General features: G+C 58.4%; 18 protein-coding genes. 15 read left to right on the forward strand and 3 right to left on the reverse strand.

The annotated features are described in order from the left end of the window. The first annotated feature begins 10 nt into the window (after window positions 1-10). From HNQ36_RS20620 to HNQ36_RS20640, 5 genes are all read left to right on the forward strand, one after another. A complete protein-coding gene (locus HNQ36_RS20620; RefSeq protein WP_184088183.1) occupies window positions 11-871 on the forward strand; it encodes a class I SAM-dependent methyltransferase in 861 nt (286 codons plus the stop codon). A 40-nt stretch (window positions 872-911) separates the two neighbouring features. Continuing rightward, window positions 912-2837: an asparagine synthase (glutamine-hydrolyzing) gene (gene asnB, locus HNQ36_RS20625; RefSeq protein ID WP_184088201.1), complete on the forward strand. Its 1926-nt coding sequence runs from the start codon at window positions 912-914 to the stop codon at window positions 2835-2837. 8 nt (window positions 2838-2845) lie between these two features. Continuing rightward, complete coding sequence (locus HNQ36_RS20630) at window positions 2846-4048, forward strand: glycosyltransferase (RefSeq protein ID WP_184088203.1); 1203 nt, start codon at window positions 2846-2848, stop codon at window positions 4046-4048. 94 nt (window positions 4049-4142) lie between these two features. Continuing rightward, complete coding sequence (locus HNQ36_RS20635) at window positions 4143-5588, forward strand: glycosyltransferase (protein ID WP_184088205.1); 1446 nt, start codon at window positions 4143-4145, stop codon at window positions 5586-5588. A gap of 102 nt (window positions 5589-5690) precedes the next feature. Further along, entirely contained in the window at window positions 5691-7337 is a 1647-nt protein-coding gene (locus tag HNQ36_RS20640; protein WP_184088207.1) for a hypothetical protein, read from the forward strand. 6 nt (window positions 7338-7343) lie between these two features. On the opposite strand, the gene HNQ36_RS20645 is transcribed toward HNQ36_RS20640, so the two are convergent. Beyond that, entirely contained in the window at window positions 7344-8186 is an 843-nt protein-coding gene (locus HNQ36_RS20645; RefSeq protein ID WP_246395470.1) for an FkbM family methyltransferase, read from the reverse strand. A 177-nt stretch (window positions 8187-8363) separates the two neighbouring features. Here HNQ36_RS20645 and HNQ36_RS20650 point away from each other — a divergent pair, with 177 nt between their 5' ends. Then, window positions 8364-9089 carry a class I SAM-dependent methyltransferase gene (locus HNQ36_RS20650; protein ID WP_184088211.1) on the forward strand — a complete coding sequence of 242 codons (726 nt, stop codon included), beginning with the start codon at window positions 8364-8366 and terminating at the stop codon, window positions 9087-9089. 25 nt (window positions 9090-9114) lie between these two features. Here the strand turns inward: HNQ36_RS20650 and HNQ36_RS20655 are convergent, their stop codons facing one another. Then, window positions 9115-10542, reverse strand: coding sequence for an ArnT family glycosyltransferase (locus HNQ36_RS20655; protein ID WP_184088213.1), 1428 nt, complete (start codon window positions 10540-10542; stop codon window positions 9115-9117). Continuing rightward, on the reverse strand, window positions 10520-11479 hold the full coding sequence (locus HNQ36_RS20660) for a lysylphosphatidylglycerol synthase transmembrane domain-containing protein (RefSeq protein ID WP_184088215.1): 960 nt from the start codon (window positions 11477-11479) through the stop codon (window positions 10520-10522). The genes HNQ36_RS20655 and HNQ36_RS20660 overlap by 23 nt, the downstream gene beginning before the upstream one ends. Before the next feature lie 191 nt (window positions 11480-11670). Between HNQ36_RS20660 and HNQ36_RS20665 the strand changes: the two genes are divergently transcribed. The 9 genes from HNQ36_RS20665 (at window position 11671) to HNQ36_RS20705 (ending at window position 23248) form a co-directional block, all read left to right on the forward strand. Further along, the gene (locus tag HNQ36_RS20665; protein ID WP_184088223.1) at window positions 11671-12954 is read left to right on the forward strand and encodes a nucleotide sugar dehydrogenase; all 1284 of its coding nucleotides are present in this window, start codon (window positions 11671-11673) and stop codon (window positions 12952-12954) included. A gap of 19 nt (window positions 12955-12973) precedes the next feature. Further along, window positions 12974-13993 (forward strand): NAD-dependent epimerase, encoded by a 1020-nt coding sequence (locus HNQ36_RS20670; protein WP_184088225.1) that lies wholly within the window; start codon window positions 12974-12976, stop codon window positions 13991-13993. Between the two features lie 17 nt (window positions 13994-14010). Beyond that, entirely contained in the window at window positions 14011-15423 is a 1413-nt protein-coding gene (locus HNQ36_RS20675; RefSeq protein WP_184088227.1) for a mannose-1-phosphate guanylyltransferase/mannose-6-phosphate isomerase, read from the forward strand. A 279-nt stretch (window positions 15424-15702) separates the two neighbouring features. After that, window positions 15703-16185, forward strand: coding sequence for a hypothetical protein (locus tag HNQ36_RS20680; RefSeq protein WP_184088230.1), 483 nt, complete (start codon window positions 15703-15705; stop codon window positions 16183-16185). Window positions 16186-16270: 85 nt separating this feature from the next. Continuing rightward, entirely contained in the window at window positions 16271-16627 is a 357-nt protein-coding gene (locus tag HNQ36_RS20685; protein ID WP_184088232.1) for a hypothetical protein, read from the forward strand. 309 nt (window positions 16628-16936) lie between these two features. Continuing rightward, window positions 16937-17950, forward strand: coding sequence for a Gfo/Idh/MocA family protein (locus HNQ36_RS20690; protein ID WP_046827103.1), 1014 nt, complete (start codon window positions 16937-16939; stop codon window positions 17948-17950). Window positions 17951-17990: 40 nt separating this feature from the next. Next, the gene (locus tag HNQ36_RS20695; RefSeq protein ID WP_184088234.1) at window positions 17991-19136 is read left to right on the forward strand and encodes a DegT/DnrJ/EryC1/StrS family aminotransferase; all 1146 of its coding nucleotides are present in this window, start codon (window positions 17991-17993) and stop codon (window positions 19134-19136) included. Window positions 19137-19339: 203 nt separating this feature from the next. Beyond that, the gene (murJ, locus tag HNQ36_RS20700) at window positions 19340-20866 is read left to right on the forward strand and encodes a murein biosynthesis integral membrane protein MurJ (protein WP_184088236.1); all 1527 of its coding nucleotides are present in this window, start codon (window positions 19340-19342) and stop codon (window positions 20864-20866) included. Between the two features lie 69 nt (window positions 20867-20935). After that, a complete protein-coding gene (locus HNQ36_RS20705; protein WP_184088414.1) occupies window positions 20936-23248 on the forward strand; it encodes a molybdopterin cofactor-binding domain-containing protein in 2313 nt (770 codons plus the stop codon). Window positions 23249-23295 lie beyond the last annotated feature (47 nt).

The raw sequence follows: 23295 nt of genomic DNA on the forward strand, positions 1-23295 counted from the left end.
GACGTGGCCCATGCAGTGGGTGGCCGACCCTGCCACGAAGGAGTGGCGGGCCGCGCGGGGCGATACCCGTGGATATGGCTGGTCGCTTTGTAAGCGCTGCGGAAACGGCTATCCGAGCTTTCAGCCGTCACCTGAACTCTTGGCGTTCTTTTGGAATCGGGACAGGCAGGACGGACTTCACGCAGATACTCTGACGGATGACGTCTGGAGCATCCGTCGCGCAGAAGCGCGCAGAAACGCCGCGCGAACGTTCCGTGTCGTTACTCCGCTGCATGGTAGCGAGCCCAGCCGCTTTTTGGATATCGCTTGCGGCCTGGGAGAGACCGTAAAATACTTCGCAGATCGCGGCTGGGACGCGCAGGGTATTGATGTAGACCCGGCGTTGAAGCGATTTCACGAAGAAATCGGCATTCGATCCTCCATCGGGCCGATCGAGACGGCAGCCATCGATGGAATGTTCGATGTGATCCTTGTCTCTCACGCGATCTACTTCATCACGAATCCGGATGTCCTCTTAAGGCGTCTGCGTCAGTCGTTGAAGCCCGCCGGCGTGTTGTGCGTGGTGATCTCGAATTTTCTTGCGAATGAAGACGCCAGTTCGCCAGGGTATGCCCACAGCTTCTGGCCAACCGGAGGTTCTCTCGAATATGCGCTGGCGCTCGCCGGTTACAAAAATGTTCTGAACCGCAGAATATCCGGTAGTGTTTATGTTGCGTCTCGGGAAGGAACCGCGGCGCTGCCGACAGTTCATCCTCGCCTGATTTATTTCGCATATCAAACCAAGGCATTGCGAAACGCTCTGATCGGGCGCCCCAAACTTCTTATGCACCGGATTGCGAAGAGTATTCTGGCTGCGGTGGGCCTTCGTTGAGATTTTTCGCCAAGATTTCCAGCAAGAATCAATATTTTCCATGTGCGGAATAGCTGGTTTCATTGATTCTGGTCTTGTGGGCGATGCGGCTGCACTGTCGCGTCGCGCACGCGCGATGGGCGATGCCATTGCACATCGCGGTCCCGACGCCAGCGGCATATGGACGGATGATGCTTTCGGTCTGGCGTTGTCGCACCGGCGCCTGTCCATCGTGGATTTGTCTGAAGCCGGCGCGCAGCCCATGGTGTCGGCCGACGGCCGCTGGGTGATTTGTTACAACGGCGAAATCTATAACAGCGATGACATTCGCCGCGATCCCGCCATGAGAGCAGTCGCATGGCGTGGTCATTCCGATACGGAAACGATTGTCGAGTCCGTCGCACGTCGCGGGCTGAACGCTACGCTGGACGATCTGAATGGCATGTTCGCCATCGCGTTGTGGGATCGCAAGGAGCATTCGCTCCACCTTATCCGCGACAGGCTTGGCATTAAGCCGCTGTTCGTCGCTCGGCGGGGGGATCAGATCTTCTTTGCGTCCGAGCTGAAGAGTTTTCATGCTGCCCAAGCGTTTTCTTTCGAGATAGAGCCGGCATCGGTCGCAAGTTTTCTTCGGTTTGGTTACGTTCCGGCACCCCATTCAATCTATCGCGGCGTCGAAAAGCTGATGCCGGGCGAACACGCGACGTTATCAATCGGAGGGATTTACTCCAGCCGCCGCTACTGGTCTGCAGCAGATACGGCGCGGCGTGGCGTCACGTCCCTCCTCGAAATTTCCGACGAGGAAGCCATTGCTCAGCTTTCCACATTGCTGGCTGACGCGGTATCGCGCCAGATGCTGGCCGACGTTCCGCTTGGTGCGTTCCTGTCTGGCGGCATCGATTCGTCCGCAGTGGCGGGCTTGATGGTTGCTGCAAAGCGCGGAGCGGTCCGCACCTTTTCAATCGGTTTTCCCGAGTTTGGATTCGACGAGTCGAAAGATGCCGCCGCTGTTGCGCGCCATCTCGGTACAGAGCACACCGAATTGGTGGTGACTGCATCCGATGCGCTTGGCGTGGTTCCACAGCTAGCGCAGATGTACGACGAGCCATTCGCCGACTCATCGCAAATCCCGACCCATCTGGTGTCGAAACTGACGCGGCGGCATGTCACCGTCGCCCTCTCGGGCGACGGCGGCGACGAACTGTTCGGCGGGTACAATCGCTACCGCCTAGCTGAGGGCATGTCGCAAAACTTGGCGCGCGTTCCGCTTGGTGTGCGACGAGCAACTGCGGGCGTGCTGAATGCTGTTCCCATGGGATGGGTCGACGGTGTTGCATCACTTGCGCCGCGTGGAATGCTGCCGTCACAAACCGCCGACAAGCTACGCAAATTCGCCAGCGTGATGACGCTAGATCCGGAGGGTATTTACCGCAGGCTGGTCAGCCAGTGCGAGAATCCTGCGGAACTCGCGCCGCTCGCGGATGAGCATCCGCTGACGTCTTGGTCCACCGGGGCTTTGCCGACATTTCTCGACCGGATGCAATTGCTCGACACTATGACCTATTTGCCCGATGACATTCTTCAAAAGGTCGACCGGGCGTCGATGGCCGTCGCGCTCGAAGCGCGCCCGCCGTTGCTGGATCATCGCGTCGTCGAATTCGCCTGGCGCTTGCCGCGGCATTTCAAGATACGTGACGGTGAAACGAAATGGCTTTTGCGACGGGTGACCGAGCAGATGGTGCCCAGGCATCTGTTAGATCGCCCCAAGATGGGTTTCGGCATTCCACTTGCTGAATGGCTCCGCGGTCCGTTGAGGGAGTGGGCGGAGGATCTGCTTGACCCGCAACGGCTTGGAGCTGGCTTTATCGATGTAACCGCCGCGCGGCGGTTGTGGGCGGACCATCTGACGGGCCGCAGGAACTGGGCTTACGCGCTTTGGACCATTCTGATGTTCGAGGCATGGCGCCGACGTTGGGCAAGCGTCTAGAGCAAGTGATGGACAACAGCTACCCCTTGCAGCGCATTCTCTTTGTCACCAAGAAGATGGTCTTGGGGGGCGCGGAGCGCCATCTGGCGCAGCTCTTGCCGTTGCTCAAGGCGCGAGGCTTCGCTGTGGAACTGTTTGTTTTGGAGCGGGGCGGGGAACTCGAAGCAGAGCTGACAAAAGCCGGGGTGATGATCTCGGGACCGCCGCGTCGATCAGGCCGGGTGATGCATCTATTTACGGCGACAACTGCACTGTATCGCCGCGTCCGCGAGATGCGTCCGGACATTCTGCACTTCTTTTTGCCAGAGCCTTATCTGGTTGGTGCGATGGTTGCGATCGCCACAGGCCATCGGACCAGCATCATGAGCCGTCGTTCGCTGGCGCATTACCACCGGAATCATCCCTGGCTCGGCCGGGTGGAGCGAATGCTCCATCGCCGTATGGCTGTGTTGTTGGGAAATTCCCACGCCGTTGTTGACGAACTCGTTGCCGAAGCGGGAGATCGTCGCAAGATCGGCCTTATCCACAACGGCGTGACAGTTGCCCCACTAGCGCGCGATGAAACCCGTGCGGCACAGCGTGCGGCTTTGGGCGTTCCTCCCGACGCGTTTGTTATGGTGATTGTGGCCAACCTGTTTCATTACAAGGGGCACGCTGATCTTTTAGACGCGCTTGGAACGATTGCATTGCAGCTCCCGCAGCCGTGGCGATTGGTGGTCATTGGCCGTGACGAAGGCGAAGGGCCGCAGTTGTTCTCACAGGCTGAACGTCTTGGTATCGCGGATCGGATTCTGTGGCTCGGCGAACGCCGTGATGTTCAGGATATCTTGCCTGCAGCGGATGTCGGTCTGCTCGTTTCCTATCAGGAAGGTTTCTCGAATGCCCTCATCGAAGTGGCAGGACAGGGGTTGCCGATGATTGCCACCGCAGTTGGCGGTAATCTGGATGCGATTGCCGATGGCCACTCCGGCTTGCTGGTGCCCCCGCAAGATCCTGAGACTTTGGCTGCGGCGATCCTCGATCTTGCGACCCATCCTCAGCGACGCCGGGAGTTTGGACTTGCTGCTCGTGAGCGTACCCTGGAGCTGTTTTCTCGAGAGGCTTGCGTCTCCCGCTATGAGCGTCTTTATCGTGGCATCGGAGCGCCGTCAGGACGTTCTGTCCAGGCGATCATCGATGGCGGTGAATTAGCGCCCTCCCAAGCGAATTAAGCCGCCGCGAGGCCTTTTTCACTCTTGGTCGCGGGACATTTGCGTGCCAGAAGGGCCCGCCGGAAAATACTACCCGCAGAAACGATATTATGCCATGTCAGCTCCCTTGCCCTTGATGACTCATCGCAAAGAGCAAATCCTTGCTCACTCCGAGAAGTATGCCGCTTCCCGGCCCGAATGGCGGAGCAAGGCAGCGTTCTTTCATCGCGAGGACGAAGCCTATCTGCGATTTCTGATCCCTGAGAACGCTCGCGTTCTTGAAATCGGATGCGGCGTCGGAGACACGCTTTCAGCGCTCAAGCCCGCTCATGGTGTTGGCATCGACTTCAGTCCGTCGCTGATCGATATCGCGCGCTCGCGGCATCCCGAACTTACGTTCGTGGTTGGTGACGCCGAAAATTCTGAGACGATTGCTTCAGTCGAAGGTCCGTTCGACTACATCCTCGTGCTGGATACGATCGGGTCGCTCGACGATTGCCAGAAATTTCTTGAGCAGCTCCACCCTCTCTGTACGAGAGAGACGCGTATCATCATCGGGCACTTTTCGCATTTCTGGCAGCCTATTCTCAGGTTCGCGGAATGGATTGGGCAGCGCATGCCTGCTCCCGAGCAGAACGTACTTTCGGCAGCAGATATCCAGGGTCTGCAAAATCTCGCAAACTTTGATCAAGTGAAGGGCGAGCAACGTGTTTTGATGCCAGTGTCGTTTTTTGGCATAGGGCGTCTGATCAACAGATTTGTCAGCATTTTGCCTGGATTCCGGTTTTTCGCTCTGCGTCATTATTCGGTTTGCCGATCGTGGCAGGTGGCAAAGGAAAATCTCAAGTCTGCAACGATTGTCATTCCGGCGCGTAACGAACGCGGAAATATCGAACCTGCTGTTCAGCGCCTGCCGCAGTTCTGTGACGATATCGAAATCATTTTCATCGAAGGCCACAGTAAAGACGGCACTTTCGAGGAGATGGAGCGCGTCAAGTCGGCTTATCCGGACAAGGATATCAAGCTCATGCGTCAGCCCGGCAAGGGCAAGGCGGATGCGGTTTTCACGGCTTATGATGTCGCGCGCGGTGATGTCCTGATGATCCTTGATGCGGATCTCACCATGCCACCTGAACAATTGCCGAAGTTCTGGGAAGCTATCGCGACCGGAAAGGGCGAGTTCATCAACGGATCGCGGCTCGTATATCCGCTTGAGGAAGATGCGATGCGCTTCCTGAACCTGATTGCAAACAAGACATTTTCGTATCTGTTCTCTTGGCTGCTCAATCAGCGTTATACAGATACGCTTTGCGGAACCAAGGTAATGCGGCGATCCGACTATTATCGGTTGCGCGACGGCAAGGCATATTTCGGTGACTTCGATCCGTTTGGTGATTTCGATCTTATTTTCGGTTCGTCAAAATTGAATCTCAAGTCCATCGATATGCCGATTCGTTATGCGGCGCGGGCTTATGGCGAAACGCAAATCTCCCGCTTCCGCCACGGCGTAATGCTGCTGCGCATGGTTGTTTTCGCGTTCTTCAAAATCAAGGCGATCTAGAAATTTATGGTCGCGAGAATCTCGCCCGCGGCGTTGCCGCGCAGTACTGGTCCTAGTTTCGTAACTTCCCTTCGGAAAATGAGTTCCGGTTAGAAAAAAATCATGACGGTATCCGTCACAACATCGAAACCTCCGCCACCGGCCGGCCAAACCACGCAGACCGATGCCTTTGCAAGATTGACGCCGTTTGGCTGGAATGGCGGAATAGTTGTCATCGTTATGCTGCTCGCCGCCTCATTCTTTCTGGCGGGCTATTTCGTCGTGTACTGGCGCAATGCCGATATGGATTTCATGATCGCGTACAGCGCACTCTCGCTGAACGATGGTCGATACGTATTCTTTCCTCATCCCGCCTATCTCACCATTCTGTCTGTAAGCCGATGGTTTCAGTTTCTGCACTTCATCGGTTTGCTCGATACATCTTCGCTCTCTGCGATCCCACCTGCATCCAATGGGTTGGCTTTCGATGCAGCGATGACGTCAGTGGTTCGGGCAGCGCGCATCGTTGCATGGCTGACCGCTACAACCTTTGTCCTTGTTTTCGCTGGCCTCGCGCGGTTGCTTGTGAAGGATTGGCGCGTCGCGTTGCTGGGAACTTTTGCGTTCGCATTCTCGGGTGGCATTGCCGTCCATATGCGCGCGCTGCGTAGCGAAATGATTTCTGGATGTTTTTTCGCATTCGCCCTGATGGTCCTGATCATTGTTGCAAGGCGCGGAACGAATTGGCGTCCCGTCGCGGTGGGTCTCGCCGCGATGCTTTGCGTACTGGCTCTCGAGAACAAGATTCATGCGGTTCTGTTGGTTGCAGCGCTGCCGTTCCTGATCCTCCCATTCGGTTCTGCATCAGGAGTGAGCGCGCCATTCTGGAGCCGTTCCCCACACGCATGGTTTGCCGTCCTTGGAGCGGCATTCCTTGCGGCTGCACTGGCAAACGCCGCATGGCCTCTGGTGGCGCTTGGCTTCAATCCGGCTAATACGGAAGTGAGTATGCTACGTCCGCTGTTTCTGGGGAGGTTCGGCACCTATCAGATTGCTCTGCTTGTTTGGACAGGTCTCTGCATGCTTGCCTTTGCAAGGCTATGGCGGGTTCAATTTTCCGAGACGCTTGCAGCCATGCTTGCTGTAATAGCCGGCGCTTCGCTCGCTCTTCTGGCTCTGTACATCGATTTTGATGCCAGCAATGTCTTCATCATTTTGAATCCGCTCGAGGAGATGTTGGTTTTTGCCGATCCTCAGGCGATATCGGCAGCCGGTGGAAACGGTCCATTCGCAGCCATCGGCCTGCTGATATCGGGAGTGATAAGTGTCTTGCGGCGTTACACGTTCATTTTATTCACGTCGCCGCGCCCGACGGTTTTTCTGACCTGGTTGATTCTGCCTGGGATTGTCTATGCGTGGCGGCGAGGACAGCGGCAAACTGCGCTGCAGGCTGGATTGCTAATGTTGTCGGCAATTGGAATCGACTCGCTCGGTATCCGTCGTGGACTGAAGGCTGAGTACTTTATTCTGACTGACCCTTTGATCATCCTGGCCGGCATGGTGCTGCTGGAAGGAATGGGTGACTTGAGATTCCGCAAATGGACATATCCGGTCGGCGTTGCGCTTATCGTCCTGCATGTTGGGATTAGCCAAGCGGAACCTGCGAAACTAGTTTTGAAGCGAACGGGACCGGAAAACACCTGCGAATGGAACCAGCATTACTTGCCCCGCTTACCATTGCCGTGGTGCGATCTCCCGCCCAAGCGCTGACAGACATTACCTGTCTGCGCGCGCGATCACATTGATGCTCGCGCCGTCGCCGACAAGTTGGCGCAGGTCTTCTGGTGAGGAAGGGAGCAGGGCCTTCGTTCTTTCGTGGTAGAAGCGATATCCGAGTGGTCCAAAATGGGAAACCAGTTCCTCAAGCGATGCGCCCCGCTCATCGAGAACATAAGGGGCGAACTCCATCACGAAAATTGGCCGGCTTTCCTGCAGCAACGTTTTTGCCCCGCGTAGAATCTGACACTCAAATCCATCGACGTCGAGCTTGACGAGTTGAACGCGGGGATTTCCCTGCTCGGCCAGAACGCTGTCGAGGCTTCTCGATTGCGCTGTCAGCGTCTTCATCGCTTGACCAAGATGCTTCGGGTGCAGCGCTTCGTCGGTTGCGCCTTCTGCCGCTGCTGAGCTAAGCGGCCAGCTCGAATAAATCGCCGTGGGGACTTCGACGTTATCCTGCGCCGCTAGGAAGCAATGATAAGCGGTTATACGCGCGGCGAGGGCAGGGTTAAGTTCGAGGTTGCGACTAAGTTTCCGGAAGGCGAACTCGGTTGGCTCGAATGCCAGGACTTGGCCCCGAGGGCCGACGCATTGAGCCAGATGCAACGTATGAGCGCCGACATTTGCACCGACGTCCAGGACGGTGGCCGAAGGAGCAACCAGTTCGGAAAGCGCACGCCGCGTCTCGCGTTCAAAAATGTTGCCAAGATAGATTGCGAAATCGATACCCTCGCCGAGGTCAAGATCGTAGGTGACGCCTCCGCGTGTGACGACGCATTTGTCGGTTTGGCCTCCGACGGAGCGCACGAATCTGATCGTTCTGTAGGCGAGCCGCGCCAACGCGATCTTTCGAGAAGTTTTCATGCTATCTTTCAGGAGGCTTAGGTCGAAGGCGTTCTAACGAAAGGGCTATGGAGTGTAAACTGGGATTGGTCTGAGCGGCGTGCAAAGGAGCTGGTATATTCGCTTGGAACGTGGAATTGATCGTTCGGCGAGGAAACGGGAAGCGGCAGTTGAATGTCGGATGCGCTTATTAACTATCGCTCGGTCTGGGGGCAAAAGCCCGTTTTGCGAGCCGTTTATAACGATATTTTCGATCGGATTGCACTCCGCGCGGTCCCCGGGGCGACGCTTGAGATTGGTGGCGGCATCGGCAATCTGAAGGAGCGGATCCCCAACCTTATCTCCTCGGATATTCAGTTCGCTCCGTGGCTCGATCTTGTCGCGGACGCGCAAAAGCTTCCGTTTTCAAACGGCGCATTGTCGAACATCGTGATGCTGGATGTCCTTCATCACATTGAGTTTCCGGTCTTGTTGTTTCGCGAGGCCTCGCGTGTGCTCCGTCCCGGAGGGCGCATAATTATGGCCGAGCCGGGCATCACCTTCGGCAGCAGTTTGTTTTATCGCCTGCTGCATCATGAGCCGGTTCTAATGGGCGCGGATCCGCTGCTGGAAGGTTTTCCGGATCAGGATCGCGATCCGTATGACTCGAACCAGGCAATTCCAACTTTGCTGGCGACGAACCATCGCGATCGCTTCCACGCCAAATTTCCGGATCTTGCGATCATCGAAACGAAATGGTTTTCCTTTGTGGCGTATCCTTTCAGCGGCGGGTTCAAGTCTTGGTCGCTGTTGAATGAGTCAATAGCCCTAGCGATGCTTCGTTTCGAAAAGCATGCTGAGAAAACATTAGGTCGTTTTTTCGGATTTCGTCTTCTGACCGTGGTCGAGAAGCGGGGCTGAACGTATTTAGCTTTGAGCGGGCTGCTTAATTTTTTCCAGTGTTGAGCCTTGAGCGGCGGTCACGAATAGCCAGTAGCCCGGCGCCTGTCATGATGTTAAAAAGTGGCTCGAGCGGTAGCCGATATTTTGGTGAAGCAATGGGACCATTGAGGAGCAGCAGAAAAACAATCCATGACGTTGCAAATATCATCCTTGGCCAATGGCGACTTTGCGACGCAAGGGTAATGACGCCAACAATCTGTATCGTTCGAACGGCAAGAAGCCCGATGGCCCCCAGGATAAGGAGCCAAGTGTAGATCGCGTTGCCTGAGCGGAAAGTATAGTTAAAAACTTTCTCGACAAATGAATTGCCTGGCGTTCCGTAGAATCCGGCGCGAGGAAGTTGCGAAACGGGTGGAGAGATGAGATGCGCAGGGGACGTGAGGTTGATGAATACTCCCGAGGCCCAGGATTTCAGCAGCGATGAGAACTGGATCTCATTTCTGATCGCCTCGCGTCCGATCTCCTGATAGCGCACGGATTGTTCGAATGGATTCTCCGAGGGCGGACCAAAGCGCTCTGTTGTGCGAGCGATTATTTTTTCGAGTGATGTTGTGTAGGGTGTTCGATCCTGGGTTTCTTTCGCCAGGGGAAAAACCCAGAGAGCAAGATAGTCACCGCCTTGCGGCGTCAGAGTGGGTGTTCCGAACTGAGCTACATTCCTCGCGGCTATGATGCCCAGGCTCAGAGATAGAATAGCCGCAGCCATTAGCAATTTCAGGTAGTTGGAAACTTCGGTGCGCCGATAGGCATCGTAGCTGGCGAGTAAGCCGATTGCGAAAAACCCCCACGGTGCAATTGATACCCGTATCAATGCGGCACAGCCGAGGGCGCAGCCCAGTCCCAACCCCGTTTTCCAACTTGGCTTGGCGGTCCAGTGGGCCGCGAAAAAGAGAGTGAGAGTAACAAAAAACGTAAACGACGTATCGTTGTAGATGAGGCCGCTCAAAACGATCTGCGTGGGATTTAAGACCGCAACGATCGCAGACGGGATTGCAATCCGCTCATCAAGGGATCGCGCCAATACATAGACGAGGATGCACGTCCCGCTATCGAGAGCGCCTTGCAGAAGAATATGGGAGATCGCGCCCCCGCCTCCAAAAATGAGAAAGGGTAGCGTCGTCAGCCATTGATAGAGCGGCATGGTATAAGGAGCGTCACCAAGCCAATGCGCTCCATGAACAGCGCCAGCTCGGATCGCTCGTGCGAATGTTTCGGCGTTAGCGGCGTACGTCGTCGAATCGAGGCCCTTCAGTCCGTCATCGCCCATCAGGGCGTACATCGCCAGCGCATAAATCCAGCGCACGGCGAGAGCAGCGAAGAATATCTTCAGCAAGATCGATGAATCTGGACGCGCCAGCGGCGTCCCGGCACTGGCCGGGAGTGAAAGGCTACTCACCTTCGGGAGCGACATGGGATATCTCGGACGATTTCTCCGCGCTCAGAACCCAGACGAGGCCGCCGATGGCGCCTACCACGAAAGACGAAGCACCGAACAGAAGCGAGACCACAGTGCCGTCGGTCTGTGCAAGGCCGGCATAACCGAATGCGACCATCATTGTTGCTTCTCGCACGCCCCAGCCCGCGATGGAGATCGGTAGCATTGTGATCAGCATGATCGGCGGTATCAACATGAACAATTGTTCGAACGCTGCCGGAGCCGCGATGGAGCGCACGGCGCACCAGGCGATCACCACAGCCATCACATGAATGAGCAGGGACAGGATCGCGACCTTCGGTCCACTGCTGCGGTTGAAGATTACCTGGTTGGCGATGACCGAGCAGGCATGGATGTGCCGCAGCGGCCAGAATGTTTTCAGCCACGGCCACGGCAGCATGCCCAGGACGAGAAAGCCGAGCCCGGCTGAAATCGCACCGATATCCACCAGCAGCAAGGCGAGACGTCCCCGCGCGTTGGCGATCAGGTCGTAGCTCCAGGGCAGGCTCACGACGACGATGAGCGCGAGTGCGATCAGGCCGATGGCGCGGTCGACGAGCACGGAATATGTGGCTGAGCGCCAGCCCGCACCCGTTTGCCGCACCAGCCAGAGCCGCATCGCATCGCCGCCGATAGTCGACGGCAGGGTCTGATTGAAGAACGCGCCGATCATGTTGTAACGAAGTGCTTGCCCGGTTCCGAGCGGGGCGCTGCATCGTGCGCTGATCTCCCGCCAGCGGAGCGCACCGAGGAAAATCTGGAAGACCGTCGCCAGCACGGCGAGCAGAAACCATCCGACGCTGATCTGACTCAGGCGGGATTGGATCGCCGCGAAGTTGATGCCGCGGAATGCAAAATAGAGCAGCGCCGCCGACACCAGTATTCGAGCGGCAAGAAGGAGAAATCCGCGCATTCCGGACCGCGATGGTTAACGTTGCTGAATCTGAGAAGGGCCTGAATATCAGGGCCCATTTTCAAGGTCTTGGTATGGGTTTAGGGCAGTTCTGGCAATAGGTAAGCTCCGCCTATTGCGGCAGCTACCGCACGGCGGCTAAAGAGGGCGGCCGGCGTAGGCCAGATCCGCCGGGGTTGGGGACGGAATTCGTGACACACGGGCGTAAAATCGCGGTCATCGGGCTTGGTTATGTCGGACTGCCGGTCGCTGCTGCATTTGCGCGCGCCGGGGTTCCGGTCACCGGTTTCGACATCGATCAGCGGCGCATCGCCGAACTGCGCGCGTTTCACGACCGCACACATGAAGTTGAAGCCGCCGATCTGCGTCATACGTCGCTTTCGTTCACACATGAGACGAAGGAACTGGCGTTGTCGGATTTCTTTATCGTTACCGTTCCGACGCCGATCGATGAAGCGCGCCAGCCTGACCTCGGCGCCATGTTCGCGGCCTCGCGCACCGTCGGAACAGTGCTCAAAAAAGGTGACATCGTCGTCTATGAATCGACGGTTTATCCTGGAGCGGTAGAAGACGACTGCGTGCCGCTTCTGGAGCAGGCGTCCGGGTTGAAGGCCGGATCGGATTTCAAGGTCGGTTACTCCCCGGAGCGTATCAATCCCGGCGATAAGCAGCATCGGTTTGAGACGATCACCAAGGTCGTCTCGGCGCAGGATGCCCCGACGCTGGACATCGTGGCCGACGTCTACGGATCGGTCGTGACCGCTGGCATTCACCGCGCGCCGTCGATCAAGGTCGCTGAAGCAGCGAAGGTGATCGAGAACACGCAGCGCGATTTGAACATCGCGTTCATGAACGAACTGTCGCTGATTTTCCAGGCATTGAATATCGACACCGGCGACGTGCTTGCCGCGGCGCGGACCAAATGGAATTTCATGCCGTTCCAGCCGGGTCTTGTCGGCGGGCACTGCATCGGGGTTGATCCCTATTATCTGACATATCGTGCCGAGCGGGCCGGCTACCATCCGGAAGTCATTCTTGCCGGACGCCGTATCAACGATGGCATGGGACAGCGCGTTGCGCGTGAATGTATTCGGGGGTTGCTGCGCCGGAAGAGCAATGGCGGCGTTGTCACCATTCTCGGCCTGACATTCAAGGAAGACGTGCCCGATACGCGCAACTCACGCGTGATCGATATTATTCGCGAACTGGAATCCTTCGGGCTCACGGTGCAGGTCAGCGATCCGATGGCGGACCCTGCGGACGCCACGCACGAATACGGCGTGAAGCTGGTCGATGTCGATGCGCTGCAGCCTGCCGATGCGATCATCATGGCTGTTGCTCACAAGACGTACATCGATGCAGGCTGGCCGTTGATCCAGAAATTGCTGATCGGCGGGCGCGGTCTTGTTCTGGACGTAAAGATGAGGCTCGATCGCGACAGCTTGCCTGACGGCATTGAGTTGTGGCGCCTTTGATCGCCGGATGGTGAAACGCATGTCTGAGAAGACGATACTGGTTACTGGTGCGGCGGGCTTTATCGGCTTTCACCTTTCGCAGAAACTTCTCCAGGCGGGTCATAAGGTCGTCGGGCTCGACAACATCAATAGTTATTATGACCCGAAGTTGAAGGAAGCGCGCCTTGACGTGCTGAGGAACGATCCGTCGTTCAGCTTCGTCAAGCTCGATCTCGTCGATCGGAGCAGCGTGGCGGAATTATTCAGCGCGAAACGCTTTCCGGTGGTCATTCATCTCGCGGCGCAGGCGGGCGTGCGGTACTCGATCGAGAATCCGCATGCCTACGTGGACGCAAATCTCGAGGGTTTCATCAACATCCTCGAAGGGTGCCGCCATAACGAATGCCAGCATTTGCTGTATGCATCATCGTCGTCGGTCTATGGTGCGAATACCAAGTTGCCATTCTCCGTGCATGACAGTGTCGATCATCCGGTCAGCCTCTATGCGGCCTCGAAGAAGGCCAACGAGCTGATGGCGCACGCCTATAGCCATCTCTATCGCATTCCGTCGACCGGCCTGCGCTTCTTTACGGTGTACGGGCCGTGGGGCCGGCCGGACATGGCGATGTTCCTGTTCGCCAAGGCGATCCTCGAAGGTAAGCCGATCAAGCTGTTCAATCACGGCGATATGCGCCGCGACTTCACCTACGTTGACGATGTGACGGAAGCGATCGTGCGGCTGATCGATCACGCGCCGGTCGGGCAGGCCAGAGCACCGGACGCTGCTCCCGACCCCGGAACGAGCGCGGCTCCCTGGCGGGTTTTCAATGTCGGGAACAACCATCCCGAGGAATTGTCCAAGGTCGTCGAGATTCTCGAGAAAGAATTTGGGCGCAAGGCAGCGAAGGAAATGCTGCCGATGCAGCCCGGTGATGTGCCGGCCACCTACGCGGACGTCGATGACTTGATGCGCGAAGTTGGATTCCGGCCGTCAACAACGATTGAAGATGGTATTGCGCGGTTCGCAGCGTGGTATCGCGAGTATCATCAGCTTTCCTGAAGTAATTTTGAGGACGCATGAGCGAGCGCATTATTCCATTGATCATGTGTGGCGGGGCAGGCACCCGTCTGTGGCCTGCCTCACGCGAGGGGCGTCCAAAGCAGTTTCTGCGGCTGTTCGGCTCCCATTCGACGTTTCAGGAGACGATGCTCCGCGTCAGCGATGCGAGCCTGTTTGTACGGCCGATCGTCATCACCAATGCAGCCTATCGCTTCATGGTGCTGGAGCAGTTGAACGAGATCGGTCTTGAGGCCGACATTCTTCTCGAACCGGCCCGGCGCGATTCCGGTCCGGCAATCGCCACCGGTGCGGCCTTTGCGCTGACCCGTGATCCAGATGCCGTCGTACTGGCGCTGGCGGCCGATCACGTCGTGCGTGACCCGGCGGCTTTTGTCGAGGCGTGCCGGAAAGCGCTGAGCGTCGCCAACGCCAGCCGCATTGTTACGTTCGGTGTTCTTCCGGAGCGACCTGCGACGGAATACGGCTACATCCGGCCCGGCGACGTTGTCTCCGGCGATGTGCGGAAGGTTGCGAAGTTCGTCGAGAAGCCAGATCCCGTAACCGCCGCTGGATATGTTGCCGACGGTTACCTGTGGAACTGCGGGAATTTTATGTTTCGCGCGCAAATGCTGCTGGATGAGTATCGCAGCGTCGATGCTGACAGTGTGAGCACGCTGGTCGAAGCCGTCGATAGCGCCGGCCGCGATCTCGGCTTTGTGACGCTTCCACTGGAATCTTTCGGCAAGGCCACTCCGATTTCCATCGATTACGCTGTGATGGAAAAAACCATGCAAGCCGCGGTGATACCCGTAGCCTGTGGATGGTCCGACGTCGGATCCTGGCATGCGGTATGGGAGCTGTCGGACAAGGACGCGCACGGCAACGCCTCGCAGGGTCTCACGGTGTTCGAGAATTCACGCAACTGCAACGTTTCCACCGACAAGGCGCTGGTCGCGCTGGAAGGTGTCGATGATCTCGTTGTCGTCGCGACACAGGACGCCATTCTGGTGTCGCGCCAGAACGATCCGAACGGTTTGAAGCGGCTGGTCGGCAAGCTGCGAACCGTTGCTCCGCAGGTCACCGAAGACCACATCAAGGTTCACCGCCCGTGGGGATCGTATCAGTCGCTCGATATCGGCGAGCGCCATCAGGTGAAGCGAATTATCGTAAAGGCGGGCGGCCGGCTGTCGCTGCAGAAGCACCATCACCGGTCCGAGCACTGGATCGTGGTGCGGGGGACCGCGCTGGTCACTGTGAACGACATCCAGAAGATGGTCCACGAAAACGAGTCCATCTACATTCCGATCGGTGCGGTTCATCGCATGGAAAACCCCGGCAAGATTCCGCTGGAACTGATCGAGGTCCAGACCGGCAGCTATCTGGGCGAGGACGACATCATCCGCATCGAGGATGACTACCAGCGCTTGTAAATTTGCGCGTGTTTCAAACATTATCCACTGTTTTTTCAGCGAACTGATTTTGAATGGAGTTCCTGAGACAAGCGAATCAGACAGGATATTTGCGGCCTATGGGCGGGCCATTTCGTAATTCTAAACGAAAGGAGTTCAGCCATGTCTGGACAGCCCTCCAAATCCGCGCGACAGCCAACCGATACATTCGAAGTTCCCCAGGAATTCTATGACCTGCTCGGGTCGCCGACATTTGCGCCGAGCGACAATCCGGCGAACTACAGTCTGATCGTTAAAAGGATGCTGGAAAGCATCCGCCCAAAGGACTTCATCGAACGGCTTTTCGTTCGCGATCTCATCGACCTGACGTGGGAGGAATGCCGACTGCGTCAGATTCGAGAAGCCCTCCTTGCGGAGAGCCGCAGTGCTGCAGTCGAACGTCTTCTCTATCGTAAGAATTTGCGCGAAGTCCCCGAGGGGGCCGAGCGGATCGCCAGAGCGCAAGCGAAGGAGCAGTTCAAGGACTGGACGAACGATCGTGCAAAGCAGAAAGAGATCGAGAAGGATTTGAATAAGCATAGCCAGGGCGAAGATCAGGCGATCCTGGCGGCGAGCTATAGCGAGATTCACAAGGAGCTTGAGAGCGTCAAGAAGTCCATTGCCTTCGCGCAGCAGCGCCGCATGGCATTGCTGCGCGAAGTAGAGCATCGCCGCGAATTTGGACAGCGCGCTCGGAAGGCATCGGATGAAGCAGTCGCGATGATCCCTACGAAATCGCCGTAGTGTATCCGTGACGTCAGACCGGAAAATTACTGCTAACCGAAGAAATGCCCTCCAGAGCTCTGGTCCCCAGACGCTGGAGGGCAAAATGCGTTCAAGTCGAAACTCATACCGGCACGGCCTGGCGGCTAAGATTTCTGCGACCGAAGATGAGCACCGAAAACTGGACACGCTGGCCCGCCGCTTGGCAGACGGAAGTAACGACTACTGGGTGGGAGAGGCCGCCATTCACGCGGCCGAGAACTTTCTCTACCTCCAACGCGTGAAAACTAAGAAAGCTGAAGTTATCGAAGGTCTTCTGAAGGCGACTTCTGCTGAGGATTTTCAGCAGGGAGCGCGAGAACTCGCCAAGTTTGAGACGTATGAGCGGAAGGCCCGATCACGATGGAAGCGTAGCCAGCGCGATCTTGAGGCCCGTAAAGCGACAGCAATTGAGGTTGTTTAACTTCGACGGTTCCGGCTCTAGATTTTGGCAGAACGAAGCCATCCTGGGTGCCCGTCGAGGAGGGCGTTGGCCCAACGAACCCATTGTGGGTCGGTTTCAAGTGCCTCGGCTCTGGCCGGTCGCCAGAACTTAAACCTCAATTTTTTCAATAGGCTATTTGGAGCGAGATCTGTAATTCTTTGAATCAAAACGTGTAAGGGAATAGGGCAGCGCCGTTCGCCACATATGTGACGGCATGCTAGGAAGTTGCATGCAGGCGCGGCGAGCGACTCGCGCCGGGAAATTCAGAGAATTCAGGAATCTCAGAAGATGAGTTCGACCGTGTCGACAAAAAGTACTGCGAGCAACGATCGTCCGCTGCGCGTTGGCGTCGTGGGTGCGGGAGTCATGGGGACCAACCATGCCCGCGTGCTGGCCGGCCTGCCGGGCGTTGAACTCGTGGGCATTGTCGATCCGCTTCCGGCGCATCGCACGCGTGCGGTAGAGATTGTCGGCTGTCCGACCTTCGAGACTCTTGAAGAGATGCTCGATGCCGGCCCCGATGCGGTGACCATCGCCGCGCCGACGCACCTTCATCGCGACGTTGCGCTCGCCTGCATCGCACGAAAGATTCACGTTCTCGTCGAGAAGCCCATTGCGACCTCGGTCGAGGAGGGCAACGAGATTGTCAACGCCGCGCGGAACGCGGGCGTGACGCTGATGGTTGGCCATGTCGAGCGCTTCAATCCCGCGGTCGCCGCGATCAAGCAGGCAATCAAGGATGAGGAAATCCTTTCGATCGCCATTACCCGCGTCGGTCCGTTCCCGCCGCGCATGTCGAATGTCGGCGTGGTGATCGATCTCGCCGTTCACGATATCGATCTGATCCGCTGGTTCACCGAATCCGACATTGTCGATGTACAGCCACAGCTTGCGAGCGCCGTTGCCGAGCGCGAGGACATTGCGCTGCTTCAGTTTCGGACGGCTTCCGGCGTGCTTGCGCATATCAACACCAATTGGCTGACGCCGTTCAAGGCGCGCAGCGTCACCGTGGCGACGCGCGGCAAGTATGTTCAGGGCGACCTGCTGACGCGGCAGGTGACCGAGTGTTTCGGCTTCCAGCGCGACGGCAGCTACTCGATGCGACATCTGTCGGTAGGGCACGACGAACCCCTGCGCGCGGAACTGGTCGCTTTCCTCGACGCGGTACGGACCGGCAACGCGCCTGCCGTGACCGGTGACGAAGGCGTCGCCAGCCTCGAAATCGCGATTAAGTGTCTCGATGTTCCGACGGGTTCAATCGCTGCGCCGCTGCGCAAGGGACCGCGCGCCGTCGCAAGCTGACGGCAGACTTCATTCTTTCGAAATGGATCCGGCACGCATCATGAACCAGCATTTGCGATCAGAACCCGTGGCTTTCATCGACATCGGCGCGCAGCGCCGGCGCCTCGGCACCAAGATCGATGACGCCGTCGCGCGCGTGCTGACGCACTGCCAGTTCATCAATGGTCCCGAGGTCACCCAGCTTGAGGCTGATCTCGCTGCCTACTGCGGCGCCAAGCACGTCGTTGCGTGCGCCAGCGGCACTGACGCGCTGTTGATGGTGTTGATGGCGCAGGGTGTCGGCCCCGGCGACGCGGTGATCTGCCCGTCGTTCACATTCTGCGCCACCGGCGAAGTGGTCGCGCTGGCCGGCGCGACGCCGGTGTTCGTCGATGTCGATGAAACGACGTTCAACATCAACATTGCATCGCTCAAGGCCGGTATCGCCACCGCAAGGAAACTTGGCCTTAAGCCGAAGGCGATCGTTCCGGTCGATCTGTTTGGTCAGAGCGCGGACCACGACGCGATTGCCGAGGTCGCCAAAAGCGAGGGGCTGTTTGTTCTGGACGACGCTGCGCAGTCGTTTGGTGCAACGTACAAAGGCCGCCGGCTCGGCACCTTCGGCCTTGCGACGGCGACCAGTTTCTTTCCCGCCAAGCCGCTCGGCTGCTTCGGAGACGGCGGCGCAATTTTCACCGACGATGCCGCGCTCGCGGAACGGCTGCGCAGCATTCGCGTCCACGGGCAGGGCACCGAGAAATACGATAACGTTCGTCTCGGCCTGACGGCGCGGCTGGACACCATGCAGGCCGCGATCCTGATCGAGAAGCTGAAGATTTTCGACGACGAGATCGAGGCGCGCAACAAGGTCGCGAGCCGCTATTTCGACGCGCTGCATAACATCGTGACGGCGCCGCGCGTGGCCGATGGCAATACGTCGGTCTGGGCGCAGTACACCATCCGGCTGCCCCGCGGTGGCCGTGATGCCTTCGCCGAGGCCCTCAAGGCTCAGGGCATTCCGACCGCGATCTACTATCCGAAGTCCATGCACCAGCAGACGGCCTATAAGCACTATCCGACGGTCGAAGGCGGGCTGCCGGTCAGCGAGAAGCTGTCGGAGGACGTCATCAGCCTGCCGATGCATGCCTATCTCGACCAGGCGGCTCAGGATCGCGTCATCAAGGCTGTGCGCGACGCTCTTTCATAGCGATTTGAGCGTTTTGCGCCGCGGTCTCATGCTGTAGAACTAGTGTGGTGGTTCGCAAGTCCGCATCATTTCTGCGGCGCGTCCATTTGCGGACTTGCGAACCAAAACCACACTAGAATTATAGCTTCTAGTGTCCTGAATCCGAAGTTCGCGACGGAGCGTGCTGCAAAATGGTGCGAACTTCGGATTCAGGACACTAGCGGATGCTCGGGCGCATTTTCACCGTCGGCGGCTATACCCTTCTCTCGCGGGTCACCGGATTCGCGCGCGACATCATGCTCGCGGCGATCCTTGGCGCGGGGCCGATTGCGGACGCGTTCTTCGTCGCGCTGCGGCTCCCCAATCATTTTCGCGCGATTTTCGCGGAGGGTGCATTCTCCGCGGCGTTCGTGCCGGCCTATACGCATCTCCATAATCGCGATGCACTGGCTGCGAGATTGTTCGCGGATCGCATCTTCACGCTGCTGCTGAGCGTGCAGGCGGGGCTGCTGGTGGTCGCATGGCTGTTCATGCCGCAGGTCATTGCGCTGCTCGCGCCGGGATTTACCAGCGATCCCGCGCGTGCGGAGTTGGCGATATCCCTGACGCGCATCACGTTTCCCTACCTGCTGCTCATTACGCTGGTGACGCTCTACGGCGGAATGCTCAATGCGATGCATCGCTTCGCGAGCCCGGCCGCCGCGCCGATATTCCTCAACCTGTCGATGATGCTGACGCTGGCGCTTGCGGCATTTTTCCCGAACGCGGGATATGCTGCAGCATGGGGCGTGCTGCTGGCTGGGTTTCTGGAGTTCTTTCTGGTCGCGGGCGATGCTGGCCGCACCGGCATCCTTCCGAAATTCACGTCGTTCAAGCTCGACGAAGATGTGCGCGGCTTCTTTCGCGCGCTGGGTCCAGCGACACTAGGCTCGATGGGAACACAGGTCGCGCTGTTTGCGGATACCATCATCGCAACATTCCTGGCCGCCGGCGCGCTTTCGGCGCTCTACTACGCGGACCGGCTCAACCAGTTGCCGATCGGTGTGATCGGCATTGCTATCGGCACGGTGCTGCTGCCGGAGATGTCGCGGCGGATCACGGCTGGCGACCATGAAGGCGCGCTCGCGTCGCAGCGGCGGGCCTTTGATTTCACCTTGTTGTTCTCGATCCCTTTCGTTGCCGCATTCCTCACGGTGCCTGACGTCATCATGCGCGCCATGTTTGCGCGTGGCGCATTCTCCAAGGCGGATGCTGCAGCGGCTGGCGCCACGCTTGCTGCCTATGCTGTCGGGCTTATTCCGTTCGTCCTGATTCGGAGCGCCGTTGCGACGTTCTATGCCCGCAAGGACACCGCCACGCCGGTCAAGGCTGCACTCACGGGCGTCGCGGTCAATGTCGCTCTGAAAATCGCATTGGTCGGATCGCTGGCACAGATCGGGCTGGCGCTGGCCACCGCGGTCGGTGCGTGGGTCAATCTTCTGCTCGTTGTCCTGTTCGCGACTCGCCGAAAGTTTTTCGTGTTCGATCGCGCCGTTCTGACGTCGCTGGCGAAGTTCACGGCGGCGGGCGCGGTGCTGGCTGCCGCACTGTGGTTCACCGCCCGCTGGGCGGAGTCCGGACTGGCCGCTATGTCCTCCTTGCGCGATGAAACCGCTCTCGGAATTTTGATCGTGGTGGGGATTGTCGTTTACGGTGGCTGCATACTGTTGCTGTTCGGATGGCGCTGGCTGACGGGGCTGGTACGTCCGTAACCCATTTGCGCTTCCAGCCATTCCGCTGCATGATGGACCTTAGAAACGTTCCAGATTGCAGGTGGAGAGATTATGGCTCCCGTCAAATTCGGTGTCGGTCAAAGTGTTCTTCGCAAGGAGGACGACGCGCTCATTCGTGGCAAGGGCCGCTACACCGACGACTACACTCCGGCAGCAGCGATGCATGCCCTTGTGTTGCGGTCTCCGCACGCGCACGCGAAATTCAAGCTCGATGCGTCGCAGGCCCGCGGATTGCCGGGTGTCGCTGCGATTCTCACCGCCGACGACGTCAAGGACCTCGGCAGTCTTCCCTGCCTGTTCAATCTGCCTGACGAACCCTTTACCGGCCCTCCGTATCCGATCCTTGCGCGCGATGTCGTGCGGCACGTTGGCGACGCGGTTGCGTTCGTCGTGGCGGACACCGTCGAGCAGGCACGGGATGCGATCGAGGCGATTAAGGTCGAGTGGACGGCCCTGCCGGCCGCCGTTGGTCTCGTCAATGCGGTGAAGAAGGGTGCGCCGCAGGTCTGGCCGGACCACGCCGGCAACGTGCTGTTCGACACGTCGCTGGGCGACAAGAAGACAACGGAAGCCGCCTTCGCGAAGGCGCATGCGGTGGCGGAGATCACCATCGTCAATCCGCGCATTATCACCAACTACATGGAAACCCGCGCGGTCGTTTGCGAGTACGATACCAAGCGCGATCATCTGACGCTGACAATCGGCAGTCAGGGCAGCCATCGGCTCCGCGATATTCTCTGCCAGAATGTTCTCAACATTCCCGTCGAGAAAATGCGGGTGATCTGTCCCGACGTTGGCGGCGGCTTCGGCACCAAGCTGTTTCCCTATCGTGAATACGCGCTTGCGGCGGTTGCCGCGCGCAAGCTGAAAAAGACGGTGAAATGGACCGCCGAGCGCGCTGATCACTTCGTCGGCGACGCACAGGGGCGCGACAACGTCACCACCGCGCGGATGGCGCTGGCCGAGGACGGGAAATTCCTCGCCATGGATGTCGATCTGATGGGCGACATGGGCGCCTATCTCTCGACCTTCGGGCCGTACATTCCGCACGGCGGCGCGGGAATGCTGCCGGGTCTCTATGACGTCCAGGCGTTCTATTGCCGCATTCGCACGGTGTTCACCAACACGGTGCCGGTGGATGCCTATCGCGGCGCCGGGCGCCCCGAAGCCGCTTATGTGGTCGAGCGCCTTGTCGATGCGGCGGCGCGCAAGCTCGGCATGACGCCGGACGCGATCCGCCGCAAGAATTTCATTCAGCCGAAGGCAATGCCGTACACAACGGCCACCGGGAAGATCTACGATTCCGGTGACTTCGCCGCCCACATGAAGCGCGCGATGGATGTTGCCGACTGGAAGGAATTCCCGAAGCGCGCCAAGGCGGCGAAAAAGCAGGGACTGGTGCGCGGTATCGGTCTCGGCACCTATGTCGAGGTGTGCGGCTCGATGGGAGAGCCAGAAACGGCTCAGGTTCGGCTCGATCCCAATGGCGATGTGACGATCTTGATCGGCACGCAGTCCAGCGGGCAGGGACACCAGACCGCGTATGCCCAAATCGTTGCGGAGCAGTTCGGAATCGCACCCGAGCGTGTCCATATTCATCAGGGTGATACTGATCAGATCGCCACCGGTCTCGGTACCGGCGGCTCGAGCTCGATTCCATCCGGCGGTGTCAGTGTGGAGCGAGCGACGCGCACACTCGGTGCGAATTTGAAGGACATCGCCGCCGATCTACTGGAGACAGGTGCGGGCGATCTTGAGTTCAGCGACGGGGCGATCCGTATTGTCGGCACCGACCGCACAGTCTCGTTCGCCGATCTCGCAAAGCGCGCCGGCGCCGATCCGTCGAAGCTGAGTGCAAGCGCGAAATTTACGAGCGCTGACGGTACCTATCCGAATGGCACGCATATCGCAGAGGTCGAGATCGATCCATCAACCGGTGTGATCCATGTCGTGAACTACGTCATCGTCGACGATTTCGGCGTGACGCTGAATCCGTTGCTGCTGGCCGGCCAGGTTCATGGCGGCACCATGCAGGGCATTGGTCAGGCCCTGATGGAGCAGGCGGTCTATGACGCCGCCGACGGTCAGCTCGTCACCGGCAGCTTCATGGACTATGCGCTGCCGCGCGCTGCGGACGGCCCATCGATCAAGTTCGAGACCCACAACGTGCCGTGCAAGACCAATCCGCTCGGCGTCAAGGGAGCGGGCGAAGCGGGGGCAATCGGTTCATGTCCCGCGGTGATGAACGCGATCATCGACGGCTTGTCGCGTGAGTACGGGATCGACCACATCGACATGCCGGCGACAGCGGAACGAGTCTGGATGGCGATTGAGCGAAACCGTCGCGAGCATCGATTGTAAAAAATTCCCGACGCAGGAAAAAATTGTTGGGCTTGTCAGGCTGCAGC

The organism is Afipia massiliensis, from assembly GCF_014203115.1.
GTDB classification, from domain to species: domain Bacteria; phylum Pseudomonadota; class Alphaproteobacteria; order Rhizobiales; family Xanthobacteraceae; genus Afipia; species Afipia massiliensis.

Coding starts and splice junctions, on each gene's coding strand:
- HNQ36_RS20630 (WP_184088203.1), top strand. CDS start 2,846: ATGGACAACAGCTACCCCTTGCAGCGCATTCTCTTTGTCACCAAGAAG.
- HNQ36_RS20620 (WP_184088183.1), top strand. CDS start 11: ATGCAGTGGGTGGCCGACCCTGCCACGAAGGAGTGGCGGGCCGCGCGG.
- HNQ36_RS20670 (WP_184088225.1), top strand. CDS start 12,974: ATGTCTGAGAAGACGATACTGGTTACTGGTGCGGCGGGCTTTATCGGC.
- HNQ36_RS20690 (WP_046827103.1), top strand. CDS start 16,937: ATGAGTTCGACCGTGTCGACAAAAAGTACTGCGAGCAACGATCGTCCG.
- HNQ36_RS20695 (WP_184088234.1), top strand. CDS start 17,991: ATGAACCAGCATTTGCGATCAGAACCCGTGGCTTTCATCGACATCGGC.
- asnB (WP_184088201.1), top strand. CDS start 912: ATGTGCGGAATAGCTGGTTTCATTGATTCTGGTCTTGTGGGCGATGCG.
- HNQ36_RS20635 (WP_184088205.1), top strand. CDS start 4,143: ATGTCAGCTCCCTTGCCCTTGATGACTCATCGCAAAGAGCAAATCCTT.
- HNQ36_RS20680 (WP_184088230.1), top strand. CDS start 15,703: ATGCTGGAAAGCATCCGCCCAAAGGACTTCATCGAACGGCTTTTCGTT.
- HNQ36_RS20685 (WP_184088232.1), top strand. CDS start 16,271: ATGCGTTCAAGTCGAAACTCATACCGGCACGGCCTGGCGGCTAAGATT.
- HNQ36_RS20650 (WP_184088211.1), top strand. CDS start 8,364: ATGTCGGATGCGCTTATTAACTATCGCTCGGTCTGGGGGCAAAAGCCC.
- HNQ36_RS20675 (WP_184088227.1), top strand. CDS start 14,011: ATGAGCGAGCGCATTATTCCATTGATCATGTGTGGCGGGGCAGGCACC.
- HNQ36_RS20640 (WP_184088207.1), top strand. CDS start 5,691: ATGACGGTATCCGTCACAACATCGAAACCTCCGCCACCGGCCGGCCAA.
- HNQ36_RS20660 (WP_184088215.1), bottom strand. CDS start 11,479: ATGCGCGGATTTCTCCTTCTTGCCGCTCGAATACTGGTGTCGGCGGCG.
- murJ (WP_184088236.1), top strand. CDS start 19,340: ATGCTCGGGCGCATTTTCACCGTCGGCGGCTATACCCTTCTCTCGCGG.
- HNQ36_RS20655 (WP_184088213.1), bottom strand. CDS start 10,542: ATGTCGCTCCCGAAGGTGAGTAGCCTTTCACTCCCGGCCAGTGCCGGG.